The following is a 14,942-nucleotide window of genomic DNA, read 5'->3' as shown; positions in this document are numbered from 1 at the left end:
CTGCCAATGGGTTCAGCGTTCGGCTCAGGAGAGATTTTGGTTGGGATTGCTGATACGTGCCTCACACCATTTGCACGCTCGCTGGTTCAGGATTTGGCCCAACTACTCGGCTCCGTCAACGCCTGTGGCACGATTGTACCATAATTAAAAGTCAGCAGTCAAAGGACTAAAGGCGGAATTATGAATTATGAATTATGAGGGATGAAGGCCAAATCAGAAGTCAGAAGTCAGAAATCAAAAAGAAGAACATAGAGCATAGGATAAGGATGAATAATGAAGGAGGAAGGGCGAAATAAGAACAGAGAACAGAGCTGTAATGGTTCATAGCATTAACCACCGCCTGATCCCCTCACCCTCTAGCCCCCTCTCCCGCCCGCGAGGCGAGGGGGAACCACGAAAACAGTGCTCCCCTCGCCCGCGTTCAGTGGGCGAGGGGATGAGGATGAGGGCATGTTCTTAATTGCCAATCCAATGAACCATTACAGCTATGGGCTATCGGAACATGGTGTGGTAGCTCAGAAATCCCGATAGCCAAATGCCAATAGCCACTTCCGTGTTCTTCGCGCTCTTCGTGTCCTTCGTGGTTTCGGTTGCCGTATGTTCTATGTTCTAGGCTCTATGCTCTTACCACCAGCACATGGCGGCAATGAAAGCCACTTGGCACGAGCAAACGCTGGTCAAGCACGGCTGCTAGTTCGACAGTTGTTGCATTGTTCAGCGGGCAGGTGGCTGGCTCTTGATGCTCTGCATCAAACAGCACCAATGTGGCATAGCGCTGGCCTTGATCAAACCAAAGCTTGGCGTTGGCAAGATTGTACAGCCGTAGCCAAAGCCACCAACTCAAACGATAGGCCGCATGATCAATCGGCACTCGGCGCTCGCGGGCCAACAAGCCATGGCCATAGCTCGCCGTCTGATGCCAATACAGTGGATTGATCAGGCTAGCAGTGAGGCTCGCTTGGTCGCCAGTTTTCAGGGCTTGCTCAACCAAGCGCGGCAAGGCTTGCAAGCCAGCATACGAAAGCCGCTCTTCTGGCAGTTCTTGCGCACTCAGGTGTTGCCACATCGCTAGCATTGCGTCGCGCTGAGCTGCGTTTAATCCAAATTCCATGGTGGTTCCTCGCTTGCTGCGATTGACAAGGCTTGGGCTTCGGCGCACAATAGCCGCGCATTTGGCAATCAGGAGCACTATTCATGCATCTTTTAGTCCTACAAGGCCCAAATCTTAACATGCTTGGCCAACGCGAGCCAACGATTTATGGCTCAACCACGCTGGCCGATATTCATAGCGCCATGAGCGAACGCGCCAGCACCGCAGGCATCGCATTGAGTTTCGCCCAATCGAACCACGAAGGCGTGTTGGTCGATACGCTGCATGCGCATTATGGCAACATTCAGGGCATCATTATCAACCCAGGCGCACTGACCCATTATGGTTTGAGCTTGCGCGATAGCTTGGCCTTGATGGATGTGCCAATTATCGAAGTTCATTTATCGAATGTCTATGCGCGCGAAACGTTTCGCCATCATTCGGTTGTGGCTGCGATTGCCCAAGGCCAAATTAGCGGGCTAGGCTGGCATGGCTACCTGTATGCAATTGATTGGTTTGCTCAGCGCAAGCAGGCTTAATCGGCCCATTGGGCAATAATTGGCGGGTGTTGGCCAGCCTGAAGCAGTTGGCTCAATTGCTGATGCTCGGCAGCAATCAAACGCTTAACCAACTCGCCCAAATAGATTGGACCAGCAGGTGTTTGGATGCGCTGGCCATAGCTGGCCCATGGAATTGCGGCGATGGTTGCAGCTAAATGTTGGCGTTGCGCTTGCCATTGCTCATAACTACTTGCCTCGGCCACAAGCTGCGCTGGTTGCTTGGCATGGGCAGCACAATCCTTGGTTGCTTGTTGCTCAAGCGCAATTAACTGCGCTAAATCGATTGCTGGCAAATGTTGGAGCGCAGCCAAACTAGCGGCCCGCGAGCTTTGCAATAATTCTAAAATGGCTTCTTGTTCGACAAAAACGGACATGAAAACTCCTTGTTAACGGCAAATCACGGTACGCAGCTAATCATACGTACCGTGATCGATTTGCAATCGGTCGGGGGAATGGCTTTGGCTTAGACCTGCTTCGATTGGGCGCGATTGCGACGGGCTTTGACAACACGACTTGCAATAAACCAAATCCCGAACACGCCAATAATTGCAAAAGCAACTTTTTCGTAGCGATCGACGAGGCCTAGCACATTTTCCCATTGCGCGCCAAGCACGATGCCTGCATAGGTCAAAATGCCATTCCAAATCAACGAGCCAAAGGTCGTCCAGAGCAAAAAGCGGCCCATTGGCATGCGATTCATGCCAGCAGGAATCGAGATCAAGCTGCGCACCAAGGGAATCAAGCGCCCGGTAAAGACCACAATTTCGCCGCGTTTTTCAAAGAAGGCGAGGGTTTTATCGATGTCAGCTTCGCTAATGAAAAAGAATTTACCAAAGCGCCGAATAAAGCGCCGAATAATCGTTTCATCGGCCCACATGCCTATGTAATAGAGGGCTAGCGCACCTAAAACTGCGCCAATTGTGCCCGCAATCATCACAGCAACAAGATTCATTTCGCCTTTGCCAACATTAAAACCAGCAAAGGGCATGACCAATTCTGAAGGGATGGGGGGAAAGAGGTTTTCGGCAAACATCACCAATGCAATGCCTGGGTAGCTTAATAAGTTAATAATCGCAGTAATAATTTCTTGAACTTTGTCCATTATTGCTGACATGAGTGTTTCTGCTCCTTTAAGTGGGGGTTTGGTGGGTGGCATCTGAAGGCCACGCCTGCAAACAATACCCTAATCTCTGTTTTTCGACAAGTTGGCAACGAGGGGTTAGGGGCAATGGTTCAGGGATCAGTTTAATCGATGAAACGAACGAAGGGGAATTGGCTATAGGCTATAGACTTTTGGCTATTGGGGATTCATTGCAAATGCCAATAGGTGTTCCGCTAGCCCAAAGCCATCGTTTCTCTGCGCCTCTGCGTTGAAACACTGATCCAAGAAATATCAGCAGACTTGATTCTTTAGCCACGAATTCTACGAATAACTATTTTTTGCCACAGATGACACAGATTCGCTTGATTATTGTTCCCATAGCCCAAAGCCTATAGCCTGATCCCTGATCCCTTGGCCCTCTGTTCTATGTTCTATGCTCTCTGTGTACTGGTACATTGGATTAGCAACCATGTTCCCTCACCCCCAAACCCCCTCTCCCACTGAACGCGGACGAGGGGAGCCGTCGTTTTGACGAAGAATCGGCGCAAAACCATGGAATCAAAGCCCCTCGCCCGCCACGTGGGAGAGGGGTTGGGGTGAGAGGATCAAGCCATGGTTAACCTCATGTACCAGTACGTCTATGCTCTTCATCCCTCTGTCCCGTTGCGTTAAATATTCGATCCACGAAGGACACGAAGCAACACGAACGGGAGAAACCGCGAAGAACGCGAAGGACGCGAAGGCTAATTTTTTAGCCACGAATTGCATGAATGACACGAATGATTGTTTGATTGCTGTTCCCATAGCCAAAAACCTATAGCCTCATCCCTGAATCCTGATCCCTCATCTCTTGCCCTATGTTCTATGCTCTATGTTCTATGTTCTTTTTGACTTTGCTTTATACTAGGCGTAGCAACCTAACAGCGATGGAGGGCTGGCGTGCACAAGCCTGATACCAAACGACTGATTCCCCCAAGATTTGTTCTTTTAGCCGTATTTGGAATTTTCTTAGCCATTGTATTTGCTGCTGAATCAACGCCAATGGCCGAGATTCGCTTCAACGTGGATCGTGATGCAGCGTTGCAGGGTTCGGTGTATGCAGTGTTAGGAGTGGGTGGCGATCCCAGCAACTTTACCCAAACTATCACCTTTGGCTCGAACAACGATGCTCAATCGTATTTGATTCGTGAGCGAGGCCGCGAAACGCTCAATCAACGGGTTGACGAAGATCTTAATCTGGCTAGTTGGAATGTGAGGTTTTGGCGCGAGCTTGACCCTGAGCAATGGGTGGTTAGCATTTCGCCAACTACCGGCCGCATCCTGGCGATTAATCATATCCGCCCTGACGAGGCTGCTGGGCCTAAGTTGAGTCAAGCTGAGGCCTTGCTATTAGCTCAAAAGAAGTTGCAAATTCCGCTTGATCAATTAACCTTACTCGATCAATTCACCACCCAACAGCCTAATCGTACTGACCATACGTTTATCTGGCAACGCCGCGATCTGGCCGATGCTGAAGCTCAATATCGCTACAGCGTCACAATTGCAGGTAATGATTTGGGCCAGATCAGCGAGTATTATTGGCTGCCGCAAAGTTGGTATCTGGAGAAAGATTGGCAATTGCGGCGTGGTGGCCTGCTCAACCATACTGGCTGGACGTTGACCTATGCCCTGACCGCGCTAATCGGCGTAGCCTGGTTTATTCAGGCGCGGCGGGGTCGTTTGCGCTGGCGCTGGGCCTTGCACTTGTTTGCGGCGGTGGCGGTGGTCGGCGTGTTGGTCATGCTCAACAGCATTCCGCTCGATTTGGCCCACTACGACGTGAACCAAAGCTTGCCCGTCTATTGGGGCAATGTGCTTGGCGGCTACATTGGCCAACTCGTAACCATTGCTACCACGATTATTTTGGCGGGCATGGCTGGCGAAGCGCTGGTGTGGGAAAAGACCGAGGGCGCTGTTTCGTTGAGCGAAACCCTGACCAAGCGTGGCTTAGTTAGCCGTCCGGTGGTGCAGGCGCTCTGGGTTGGCGGCTTAGTTGGTATTTTCCAATTGGGCTTTGTTTCGGCCTTTTATGCCTTGGGCAACCGCTATTTTGGCGTTTGGTCGCCAGTTACGCCACTCTACGACGATACGATTGCCACGCCGTTTCCAGCGCTCTATGGCATGGCGCTTGGCTTGTTGCCTGCAATTGGCGAGGAATTAATCTTTCGCTTAGGCGGCATTACAGTTTTGACCCGCTATTTTGGCCGGCCAAAACTGGCAATTATCGTCACGGCGGTGGTTTGGGCCGCGTTGCACGCCACCTATCCGCAACATCCATTTTATATTCGGGTTGTCGAATTAAGCATTATTGGCATTTTGTTTGGCTTTTTGAGCTTGCGCTATGGCGTGCTGGCCTCAATTGCCGCCCACTATACCTACAATGCCTCGCTGTATGTGCCGCTATTTTGGCAAACTAATACCTTCTATTTGCTCAGCGGGATTGCAGCAGCAGCCTTGGTGTTATGGTTACTTGTGCCTTCAATCATTCGTCAATTGCGCGGTATTCCGCTCGAAAACGACAATACGATTCGCGCCGCCTTGCCGCCCTTAGTGCCCGATGCAGTTGTGCCCCAATTAACCTGGAAATGGCGGCGTGATTGGTTCTTGGTCGCTGGTTTATCGGGCGTGGTGGTCATTCTTCTGCTCGTGATTGGGCTGAATCGTGCGCCAGCCTTGGTTCGCAACGGCATGCGCGAGGATCTTGTGGCACGAACCGAAGCCATCGCCCAAGCAAGCAAGATCGATTTAAGCGGTTTGAATCCCAGCGTTACTGCGGTTGCCGATTGGGTTGACCTCGATTTGGCCTACATCTATGATCAACTTGACGAGCGAGAAATTAGGCTTGCCATTGATAAAGGCACACCCCGCGCTTGGAGCGTGCGTTGGTCGAATTGGGATCGGCCTGAATATAGTTGGTTGGTCTATCTCGACCCAGCAGGTCAGTTGCTTTCGTATCGCTTGGGCTTGCCCGAAAATGCCAGCGCGATTTCGACCACGCTTGCGCAAGCCCAAACCATTGCAACCAACCATGCCAGCCAATTTATAAGGCTTGATGATTATGAATTGACCAATACCAGCACCAGCCAAAAACCCAATCGCAGCGATTACAGCTTTGTATGGCAGACAGAAATGCCATGGATTGGCCAAGCCTATCGGCGTTTTGAGGTAACCGTGGCTGGCGATCAAGTTATTACCAGCTCGCCAGCGATGTATACGCCGCCAGAATATCGCCGCGAGCGCGACCAAACCACCTTGGGCGAGAGTATTCTCAGCAATCTGCGCAGTGCCTTGCGCACCATTCCGGCGACGATCTTGCCCATTTTGGGTTTGATTGGCATTTTTCGGCGGCGCACCGAACTTTGGTCGTGGGTTTGGTTGGGCGTTGTGGTGGGGATTGGCTACTTAATTCAAGGTGCAGGGCGCTGGACATTTGCCCAAGTCAGCGAAGGGCCGCGCTTTATTTTGGCGATCAGCCAAACCATCGCCAATGCTGTGTTGAATGGCGGCGAGCTAGCCTTGCTGGGTGCTGGGGCGGCAACCGCTTGGAATCTAACTAAAAAAGAGCAGCAATTGCCACTTGAAGCCTTTATTCGGGCAATTCCGCATCGTTTACAAGATTTCGTGGCCGATCGGGCACAAGTTTTGCGACGTGAAAGCGTGGTTTTGGGCATTTTACTTGTGCCAGGGATCTTGCTGATTCGCAGTTTAGTTAATACGACGACCGCCAAAGCAGGCTTTTGGGCCAGCGTTCAACCGCTCAACGCACAATCAGCAATGCTTGATATACTATTACAAGCAACATTTGATGCAATCACCACAAGTTTGCTCTTGATCGGTAGCCTGAGCATGCTAACATGGGTAGTACGTGGGAAGCAGCAAATCGCCTTGGCAATAACCTGTCTTGGAATGGCATTAACCCTTTTGCCATTACGCGAACCAATGCAATGGCTTATTTTAGGCCTAAGCGTGCTGATCAGCATCTGGCTTGGTCGCACGTTGCGCTGGAATGGGTTGGCTTTGGCGGTGGCGTTGTGGTTGGCAAACATCTTGCCAGCAGCCCTAACATTACTTGCAACAACCCCACGTTCGTGGCAACTGAATGGCGCAGCCTTGCTGGTGTTGTTCTGTGGCTTTTGTGGGTGGTATTTCGGTGGATGGTGGCAAACACAGAATGCAGAAAATTAATCAGACCTATACACAGATTCGACGGGCTACTTGTTTGGTGTGGAGGATGGTATGAATTCATTGGCGGCAATCCCGCACCTTCACGATCTACCACAAGTGGTTGAAACCGTGAAACGGCGACAATTATCAGGCCGACTCACATGGATCGATCACATAGATCGGGTGCATTTATTTTTTGTCGATGGGATGTTGCGCCATGGCCAAGTAGACCCACATGGCCAAATTGGCGAAGATGCAGTTGATTGGCTGTTAACCAGGCGTTCGGGCCATTTTGAGTGGAACGCCGCCGATAACTTGTTTAAACCTGCACATAGTATTAATGCAGAAATGGTAGCAAATTTTGATCGTTTGTTAACGATTATGGTCGAAGGTGAAATTTTAAATCGGCCACCTGAGCACGATTTTGCCTTAGAATTTTTTGGCCTGAGCGCTGCGCCAATTCCCAAAGAGGCCTTGATTCCGCAGCCTGTGCGGCGTTCGTTGGTGCTGCCGCCAGGCGAGCACGACCCGAATAGCAGCAAGCAATTGCAAAGCCTGCCACTCGGCAAGCAACTCGAATTTTTGCATTCTCAACGCTTCTCTGGCTATCTCTACTATCAGCCAGGCGCGCAAAGCACTGGCTTTGTGATGGGGATTGTGCTGTTCAGCGAAGGCAATTTGCGCGGAGTCTACGCCCAAGATCTGGGCAATGATCAATGGTTTAGTGCCAACCAAGCCTTGCAGCATTTGGCCAGCGCCCATTCGCAGCCCGACCTCTACCAAACGCCAGCCCGTTTGATTGAGGCTTGTAGCGCGATTGTTGGCGCTGATCCCAGTCGGCCTGTGGCAATTCCGGCTTCGAAAACGATCTTGCAGCAGGTCGTTGCCGATGTGCATAAGCGCAGCGCCACCGGAGCCGTGCAAATTAGCGTGCCCGATAAACCAACCTTGTATGTGCCGTTTTACCAAGGCCAAGTGATTGGCATTTTGGAGCACGAATCGGGCAATAGCCGACTGAAACCAATGCCCAATAATCATCCATTACCCTTTGGTGTGCCCCATGTCACCTTGCGCGTGCTCGAACAGGCCACCAAATAATCATTAAGGTCGTTATGTCGCAACACGAACAAATTATCGCTGGCTTAGAACACTTGGCGCAACACTTTGTGCGCTCGGTACAAAGCCAGCTTGGCATCGAACTTGAGTACAATCACTTGGCGGTGAAATGGCTCAATACCTATATCGAACAAATTCGGCCCAATCACGACCCTGAGAATGTACCACCAAGTTTGGTGCAATCGCTCGGTGCGTTTTTAGGAGCCTGCATTATTGCCAACTACGGCGGACGTTGGGGCCTCGAACGCGAGAGCAACGATTGGGGCATTGCCATGCCCGTCCAAGGCGGCGATATTTGGGTTTATCCGTTTAACAAAGTTTATAAACATATCGCTGCTGGCGAAGAACATTCAGTGCGCATGTTTTTCGAGGCCATTCCCAACTTGATCGACCCAAGCCGCAATTGGAGCGGCCCACAAAGCATAGAGCTCAGAACATAGAACATAGAGCATAAGTAGTAGGAATAAAAAAGAGATCGGGCTGCTCGTAGCTCGATCTCTTTTTTGGCAAGCGGTCAGTCGTTGTTGGGTCATTGATCGGGATTGGCTAAAGAGATTAATTTAGCCACGAATTACACAAATTACACGAATAATTGACCAAAAGCCAATAACCCAAACTTATCCCCTTTGCGATCTTCGTGCTCTTCGCGGTTACAACTGCCGCCTGCCCCCTGATCCCTAGCCCCTGACAACTAACCCCTATTCAAGCGTTTTCGCCGTGGCCTCGATTGCTTGTTGCAAATTGGCGTAGGTTTGCAAGCCATGTTGGGCTAGGCCAGTATGCACCAATTCTTCGGCAACTTCGGGCGTTACGCCCACCAAGACTGGCTCGCAACCAAGCAAACGCAACATCTGCAACAGTTGCTGCATACTCGCCGCCGCTGAACGATCAATCGCCGAAACTCCAGTTATGTCAAATAAAAGCACCTTAATGCGTTTGACTTCCACATATTGGGCCGCTGAATCGGTAGCAATCTTGACCCGCTCGCTGGATAAATTGCCAATGACTGGCATAATTGCCATACGATTGCGCAACGGAATAATGGGAAACTGCATGCGCTGCACGGTGGTTTCCAAAACGCTGCGTTCAGCCATACTCTTTTCTAAATCGGCCAAGGTTTGTTGCAAAGCCTCGTTTTGCTGCTGTGCTAGCGCGTGTGAGCTAGCCAATTCGTGTTGCGATTGCTCAAGCGCGGTCGAGCGTTCTTGCAAGGTGCTATAGGCTTTTTGCAGGGTTGTATCAAAGCGCCGCCGACTGAGTAAAAAGAAAATCGGCACTTGAATAATAATCCCGCCAAGAATAAATAAGAGCGTGATGCGTAATCGTTCAAGTGATTGGCGTTGAAATTGTGAGGCACGATCGACAATTTGGCGACGCTCGTTGACCATCGTGCGCGCATTGGCTTCCATATTGCTTAAAACTGGAATTAATTGCTGCACCGAGTTGGTCGAAATATTAAGTCGCGTCTGCGTTTCGAGCGTAAAGAAATCACGCTTAATCACTTCAAACGAGCTACGTTCGAGCAAACTACGTTGATCTTCGCGCTCAACGCGATAAAAATCACTCAAGATATTAATGCGGCTGCCAACTAAATTACGGCGCAGCACAAACTCGTTGCCTAAATTGGGCGTGCCCATGCTAATTTCATTGGCAATCACCCGCAGGCGCAAAATTTCGCGCTCAAGCTGAGTTGGGTTCCAAATGCCACCATCAAGCGTAAAGAAGCGGTTGGCAACGCTTAGCGTTTGTAAATTAAAGCCCAACAGCACAAGCAAGATCAAAAAGATCAAGCTTGTGCCTGCGAGCACCAATCGTTGAATCCAACGGCGAGGCTGCATTACTTAATCTCCATACTCCGCAACTGCCAGATCCACATGCCCACATATTTTTCGTGCTCAAGTTTATAGGCGTGGTATGGAAACACAATTTCCAAGGGGCCTTTATCAGAAACTGCCATGCGCTCGCCATCCAAGCGGGTTGCTAAAATTACCGGCATGCTGCGCAATTCATCGATCGGAATATCAACGCTGTAGTCGTTCAAGGCGATGGCTTTGACGGTTTTGGCCGTATCTTCAACCTTGGCCGCAGCGAAAATGCTGCTAATCAACACGCCTTGGTAGGTTACGGTTCGGCCTAAGAATGGATCAGTAAGCGTGTATTCCACCACGCCAAGCTGTTCGAGCGTTTCCATGCTGAAATCAAGTTGCTGGCCATTATTGGTTTGGCCAATCAGGCCGCTGAGGCTCAAAACAACCTCAGAACTGGGAGCAGGAATTGGATCGCCAGCGTTAATGGTTGCAGGAGTAACCACTGTGTAGGCGTTAGCAGGATCAGCCGTGGTGGAGCCACAGGCAACTAGGCTGCCCAAAACAAACAGATTGATAACCAATAGGCGAAACCATGGGCGAAGCGCGAAACGCATGCAGCGACCTCCTCAAACCAACAGCCAACGACAGAGTGTAAAGCAATCTTGCACAAACGATCTCTTGTATCTATGCTACGTCAAGTTCGCAATTTGTGCAAAATGCCCAAAGTCTTGTCTTGCACTAGCCTTCATCCCCCACGGTTGTGAATAGTTGAACCGGATTCATCCACCGTAAAGGGGATTAAGCACAGCAATAATTTTTTACAGTTAAGTGCTCGTAGCGCCGAGCTTGGCATCTTGCTAGTGTAGCTGTGGTTTAAACAAAAAAGGGTTGTTATGCAACAACCCTTGGTAAGCAAATCGAGACGCGGCTACTTGGCAAAGACCCGGTAAATCGCCCCGCCTGCATCATCTGAAATATACAAACTGCCGTCACGCCCAACAATTACATCAACTGGCCGACCCCAAACTGCGCCTGCATCGGTCAACCAGCCGGTGGCAAAATCTTGGGCATTGCCAGCTTTGCCATCGGTAATTGGCACAAACACTACTTTATAGCCAGTTGGGGTTGAGCGATTCCACGAGCCATGGAAGGCGACAAACAAGCCGCTTTGGTAAGGTTCGGGGAAGTTGCTGCCGTTGCCAAACGCAAGGCCAAGCGGAGCGCTGTGGGCTTGCATCTCAACTGCTGGCGGCGTAACGCCTTCGCAGGCAGTGGCTTCTTTGCCAAACTCAGGGTCGGGAATTCTGCCTGAGTGACAGCGCGGCCAGCCAAAATCCAAGCCATCGCTGGTGGCAACATTAACCGTTTCTGGTGGCTGATCGTCGCCCAACATATCGCGGCCATTGTTGGTAGCCCATAATTCGTTGGTGCCAGGCCGCCAAGTAATGCCGACGGCGTTACGCAAGCCTTTGGCATAAATTCGGCCATTGCTGCCATCGGGATCGTATTCCATCACGGCGGCGCGGCGCTCATCTTCTTCGTCGCAAACATTGCACGATGAGCCAATCGCCACGTAGAGTTTGCTTTCGTCGGCGTTGAAAAGCAAGGTGCGGGTACTGTGGCCGCCATCGGGCAAGCCATCGATAATCGTTTGGCGCTGGGTGTATTTGCCCTCAGCGTCAGGTTGGGTTAATTTGATCACCTTGGTAGTTTCGGCCACATACAAATTGCCAGCTTGGTCAAAAATCATGCTTGATGGCGAATCGAAGCCATCAGCAATCACCTCAACGCCATCAGCCGAGCCATCTGCATTGCGGTCGGGCAAGCGTACAATCCGATCTTCGCCCCGTTCGGCGGTATAAATCGCGCCATCGGGGCCAATCGTCAGCATGCGTGGGCCAGTCAATTTGCTTTGAAACACGCTAATGCCAAAGCCAGCGGGCAAGCTAATTGGATTGGTTGGCGCAACCACCTCGGTTGGCGCGTTGGGCGCTGGTTTGCCAGCACTTGTTGTTGGCTCAGGGCTTGGTACAATGACTGCTGTTGCTTCAGCAATCGGAGTGGCGGAACTGCCAGCTGGTTGGGTGAGTGGCACACTCGTCGGCGCAATCGGCGCATCGACTTGTTGCTCGCCACAGGCTACCAACACACCAAGCAAACTAATCAGGAGCAGAGATTTGCGCATGGTACCTCCAAAACATCATCATAAGAAAGGTATCACAACTCATGGATTTATTTAGCTATCAAGCGAGCCAAAGCAACGATGCACCCTTGGCGGCGCGCATGCGGCCTCGCACCCTCGCCGAATACGAAGGCCAAACCAAAATTGTCGGCGAAGGACGCTTATTGCGCCGCCTAATCGAGCGCGATCAATTGATTTCGCTGATTTTGTGGGGGCCGCCTGGCACTGGCAAAACCACGCTGGCGCGGATTATCGCTGGGGCTTCTTCGGCACATTTCGAGCCACTGTCGGCAGTGAGCGCAGGCGTGGCCGAATTGCGCAAAGTGGTCAAAGAGGCCACTGAGCGCCGCGGCATGTATGGCAAGCGCACGGTTTTGTTTATCGATGAAATTCATCGTTGGAACAAAGCCCAGCAAGATGCCGTGCTGCCAGCAGTTGAGGATGGCACCGTTACCTTGATTGGCGCAACCACCGAAAATCCTTCGTTTGAAATTAACCGTGCCTTGCTTTCCCGCTGTCGGGTAATTGTGCTAGAGTCGTTAGAAGATCAAGCAATCGAGGCGATTATCGAACGCGCCTTGAGCGATAATGAACGTGGCTTGGGCAAACAGCAGGTGCAACTCAGCCCCGAAGCCCGCGATATGCTCATCCATTTGGCCAGCGGCGATGCCCGAGCAGCTTTGACCGCACTCGAAGCAGCAGCATTGACCCAAGTTCCCGAGCCAAACGGCCAACGGCTGATCGATCTGGAAGCGATTGTTGAGGCCTATCAACGCCGCAACGTCAGCTACGATAAAACTGGCGAATTACATTACGATGCAATCTCGGCCTTGCACAAATCGGTACGCGATAGCGACCCCGATGGCGCGTTATATTGGATGGCACGCATGCTTGAGGGCGGCGAAGATCCGCTCTATGTAGCGCGGCGGGTGATTCGCATGGCCGTCGAGGATATTGGCCTTGCCGACCCGCTGGCCTTGGGAATTTGCGTTGCCGCCCAGCAGGCTGTGCATTTTATGGGCACTGGCGAAGGCGCGTTGGCCTTGGCCCAAGCGGTGGTCTATTTGGCCCAAGCACCGAAAAGCAATGCGGTTTATCGAGCGTATGGGGCAGTGATTCACGATGTTGAGGCCACCCGCAACGAACCAGTGCCGCTGCATCTGCGCAACGCGGTCACTGGCTTGATGAAGGGTCTAGGCTATGGATCGGGCTACCAATATGCCCACGATTTCAAAGATGCCCAGGTTGAACAGGAGCATCTACCGCCGAATTTAGCTGGCCATCGCTATTACTACCCGACAGATCATGGCTATGAGGCACGGGTTCAGCAGCGCTTGGCATGGCGTTACCCTGAGGATCAAGCTGCAACGTCGGAAGCTTCCACATCAGCCACGACACCCCAATCCCCACCGCCAAAAGAATGAGCCAAAGCCACCCAATTGGCTTAAGCCAGGCAGAAAGGGCTAAGGTTGGCCACAGCAAAAGCAGCGTGACAATCTTAGCCCGCAAGGGCATGCCGCGTTTATCGCGAAAATTACGAATATAACTGCCCAAATAGCGATTGCTCATCAGCCAGTTATACCAACGCTGCGAACCACGCATATAGCAGGCCGCCGAGACCAATAATGGCCCCGTGGTTGGAATCAACGGCACGAAAATGCCAATTACGCCTAATATCAAGAAAAAAGTCCCAAGACTTACCCAAAGAAACTTACGAATTGATGTCATACCACGAATCCTTAAATCGATACTCTTGATATTATAGCGCTGCTTGGGCCGAACTTCCGTGACGTTTGTTGGCTAATTTGTTGCAATAGCCTAAACCTTAGCAAGCAAAAATGGATGCTTCCCTCACCCCCCAGCCCCCTCTCCCACTGAACGCGGGCGAGGGGGAGCAGCCGTGGTTCATCAAGGAATTGGGAGAGAACCAGAGCGTTAAAGCCCCTCGCCCGCGCCACGGGAGCGGGGTTGGGGTGAGGGAATCTTAAAATCTACCCTTGTAAGCCAGCCCCCTCTCCCACTGAACGCGGGCGAGGGGGAGCATCCGTTTTTACCGCCGCATTGCCGGAAAAACACTGCATGAAAGCCCCTCGTCCGTTGGACGGGCGAGGGGTTGGATGTGAGGGAAACGATCTTATTCAGCAGGCTTAGCTTCGGTCTTGGCTTTGGCGGCTTCGCGCGCTTCAATCGATTCTTGCCACATATCGCAAGTGACTTTCAGGCCCGAACTCAAAATCATTTTGGCAGCAATCGTCGCGCCAACCGAGGCGATAATTGGCAAATTGAAGGGCAAGAGGCCAATTAATAATGGCGCTAAAGCCGTGGCGATATTGTCAGCAGCAACATTGCCACTATCGCCACCAGAAACCGCCGTTGCTGTGCCGCCCTTGGCTTCAGGCAGGTGGGCCAAAATTTGGCTGCGCTCGCTGCTTTCGCTGGAGCACAACAAATTGTAGAGCTTTGGTTCGATTTCGGCCCACCAGCGTGCACCAAAGGCTCGCAAATCCTTGCCTAAGCCCATTTCAATCTCAGCTGGCTCGGCAAATGCGCCATTGGCCTGTGCTGCCTCTAAGGCTGCTGCATCTGCTTCCTCTGCTTGTTTGACCTGAATTCCAAGCTTACGAAATAAATCATCTTCCGAAAGCTCAACCAGGGTTTGAATTTGGCTGGCCAACACTGCTTGTTGATTGGTTGAATCGCTCACAGCAACTCCTTCACACAATTAATAATGATGCTTGGCTGGAAATAAAGGTTCGTCGTCAACCCAACTATAACACTGTTGAACTCTGGCAGCAGTAAGGGTAAGTTTAAGATCCCCTCACCCCAACCCCGCTCCCGTGCGCGGGCGAGGGGCTTTTTTGCGTGGTTCTACCTCAATGCG

The 14,942-nt window shown here is 51.5% G+C and carries 12 protein-coding genes and 1 pseudogene; 5 read left to right on the top strand and 8 right to left on the bottom strand.

The genetic code is table 11. The features are described 5' to 3' along the window. Positions 1–616 precede the first annotated feature (616 nt). Positions 617–1,111 (bottom strand): hypothetical protein, encoded by a 495-nt coding sequence (locus ACFMKP_RS03765; protein WP_382289187.1) that lies wholly within the window; start codon positions 1,109–1,111, stop codon positions 617–619. Between the two features lie 83 nt (positions 1,112–1,194). Here ACFMKP_RS03765 and aroQ point away from each other — a divergent pair, with 83 nt between their 5' ends. Next, positions 1,195–1,629, top strand: coding sequence for a type II 3-dehydroquinate dehydratase (gene aroQ / locus ACFMKP_RS03760; protein WP_382289185.1), 435 nt, complete (start codon positions 1,195–1,197; stop codon positions 1,627–1,629). On the opposite strand, the gene ACFMKP_RS03755 is transcribed toward aroQ, so the two are convergent. Continuing rightward, on the bottom strand, positions 1,626–2,024 hold the full coding sequence (locus tag ACFMKP_RS03755; protein WP_382289183.1) for a hypothetical protein: 399 nt from the start codon (positions 2,022–2,024) through the stop codon (positions 1,626–1,628). The two genes, aroQ and ACFMKP_RS03755, sit on opposite strands and share 4 nt — an antisense overlap. A gap of 89 nt (positions 2,025–2,113) precedes the next feature. Next, positions 2,114–2,764 (bottom strand): DedA family protein, encoded by a 651-nt coding sequence (locus ACFMKP_RS03750; protein WP_110519352.1) that lies wholly within the window; start codon positions 2,762–2,764, stop codon positions 2,114–2,116. Between the two features lie 927 nt (positions 2,765–3,691). Between ACFMKP_RS03750 and ACFMKP_RS03745 the strand changes: the two genes are divergently transcribed. From ACFMKP_RS03745 to ACFMKP_RS03735, 3 genes are read left to right on the top strand one after another with little or no spacing between them, the layout of a single operon-like run. Continuing rightward, positions 3,692–6,976 carry a CPBP family intramembrane glutamic endopeptidase gene (locus ACFMKP_RS03745; protein WP_382289181.1) on the top strand — a complete coding sequence of 1,095 codons (3,285 nt, stop codon included), beginning with the start codon at positions 3,692–3,694 and terminating at the stop codon, positions 6,974–6,976. A 51-nt stretch (positions 6,977–7,027) separates the two neighbouring features. Next, complete coding sequence (locus tag ACFMKP_RS03740; protein ID WP_382289179.1) at positions 7,028–8,053, top strand: hypothetical protein; 1,026 nt, start codon at positions 7,028–7,030, stop codon at positions 8,051–8,053. 14 nt (positions 8,054–8,067) lie between these two features. Next, entirely contained in the window at positions 8,068–8,511 is a 444-nt protein-coding gene (locus tag ACFMKP_RS03735; protein ID WP_382289177.1) for a DUF3806 domain-containing protein, read from the top strand. A gap of 258 nt (positions 8,512–8,769) precedes the next feature. On the opposite strand, the gene ACFMKP_RS03730 is transcribed toward ACFMKP_RS03735, so the two are convergent. From ACFMKP_RS03730 to ACFMKP_RS03720, 3 genes are all read right to left on the bottom strand, one after another. Continuing rightward, a complete protein-coding gene (locus tag ACFMKP_RS03730) occupies positions 8,770–9,909 on the bottom strand; it encodes an STAS domain-containing protein (RefSeq protein ID WP_382289175.1) in 1,140 nt (379 codons plus the stop codon). After that, positions 9,909–10,493, bottom strand: coding sequence for a molybdopterin-dependent oxidoreductase (locus tag ACFMKP_RS03725; protein ID WP_382289173.1), 585 nt, complete (start codon positions 10,491–10,493; stop codon positions 9,909–9,911). Before ACFMKP_RS03725 ends, ACFMKP_RS03730 begins: the two co-directional genes overlap by 1 nt. A gap of 314 nt (positions 10,494–10,807) precedes the next feature. Continuing rightward, positions 10,808–12,064: a PQQ-dependent sugar dehydrogenase gene (locus ACFMKP_RS03720; protein WP_382289171.1), complete on the bottom strand. Its 1,257-nt coding sequence runs from the start codon at positions 12,062–12,064 to the stop codon at positions 10,808–10,810. Positions 12,065–12,105: 41 nt separating this feature from the next. Here ACFMKP_RS03720 and ACFMKP_RS03715 point away from each other — a divergent pair, with 41 nt between their 5' ends. Then, positions 12,106–13,485 carry a replication-associated recombination protein A gene (locus ACFMKP_RS03715; RefSeq protein WP_382289169.1) on the top strand — a complete coding sequence of 460 codons (1,380 nt, stop codon included), beginning with the start codon at positions 12,106–12,108 and terminating at the stop codon, positions 13,483–13,485. A gap of 4 nt (positions 13,486–13,489) precedes the next feature. Here ACFMKP_RS03715 and ACFMKP_RS03710 read toward each other — a convergent pair. Both ACFMKP_RS03710 and ACFMKP_RS03705 read right to left on the bottom strand, forming a co-directional pair. Then, positions 13,490–13,789 (bottom strand): annotated as a pseudogene (locus ACFMKP_RS03710) (YbaN family protein); the annotation flags it as partial. Between the two features lie 406 nt (positions 13,790–14,195). Then, entirely contained in the window at positions 14,196–14,765 is a 570-nt protein-coding gene (locus tag ACFMKP_RS03705; RefSeq protein ID WP_382289167.1) for a hypothetical protein, read from the bottom strand. Positions 14,766–14,942: the final 177 nt, after the last annotated feature.

This window comes from Herpetosiphon sp. NSE202 (assembly GCF_042688385.1).
Classification (GTDB): Bacteria; Chloroflexota; Chloroflexia; order Chloroflexales; family Herpetosiphonaceae; genus Herpetosiphon.
This window is presented reverse-complemented; position numbering and strand designations above follow the sequence as displayed.

Excerpts from the sequence above, each read along its gene's own strand:
- ACFMKP_RS03730 (WP_382289175.1), bottom strand. The coding sequence starts at position 9,909 with ATGCAGCCTCGCCGTTGGATTCAACGATTGGTGCTCGCAGGCACAAGC.
- ACFMKP_RS03750 (WP_110519352.1), bottom strand. The coding sequence starts at position 2,764 with ATGTCAGCAATAATGGACAAAGTTCAAGAAATTATTACTGCGATTATT.
- aroQ (WP_382289185.1), top strand. The coding sequence starts at position 1,195 with ATGCATCTTTTAGTCCTACAAGGCCCAAATCTTAACATGCTTGGCCAA.
- ACFMKP_RS03720 (WP_382289171.1), bottom strand. The coding sequence starts at position 12,064 with ATGCGCAAATCTCTGCTCCTGATTAGTTTGCTTGGTGTGTTGGTAGCC.
- ACFMKP_RS03740 (WP_382289179.1), top strand. The coding sequence starts at position 7,028 with ATGAATTCATTGGCGGCAATCCCGCACCTTCACGATCTACCACAAGTG.
- ACFMKP_RS03765 (WP_382289187.1), bottom strand. The coding sequence starts at position 1,111 with ATGGAATTTGGATTAAACGCAGCTCAGCGCGACGCAATGCTAGCGATG.
- ACFMKP_RS03725 (WP_382289173.1), bottom strand. The coding sequence starts at position 10,493 with ATGCGTTTCGCGCTTCGCCCATGGTTTCGCCTATTGGTTATCAATCTG.
- ACFMKP_RS03735 (WP_382289177.1), top strand. The coding sequence starts at position 8,068 with ATGTCGCAACACGAACAAATTATCGCTGGCTTAGAACACTTGGCGCAA.
- ACFMKP_RS03755 (WP_382289183.1), bottom strand. The coding sequence starts at position 2,024 with ATGTCCGTTTTTGTCGAACAAGAAGCCATTTTAGAATTATTGCAAAGC.
- ACFMKP_RS03715 (WP_382289169.1), top strand. The coding sequence starts at position 12,106 with ATGGATTTATTTAGCTATCAAGCGAGCCAAAGCAACGATGCACCCTTG.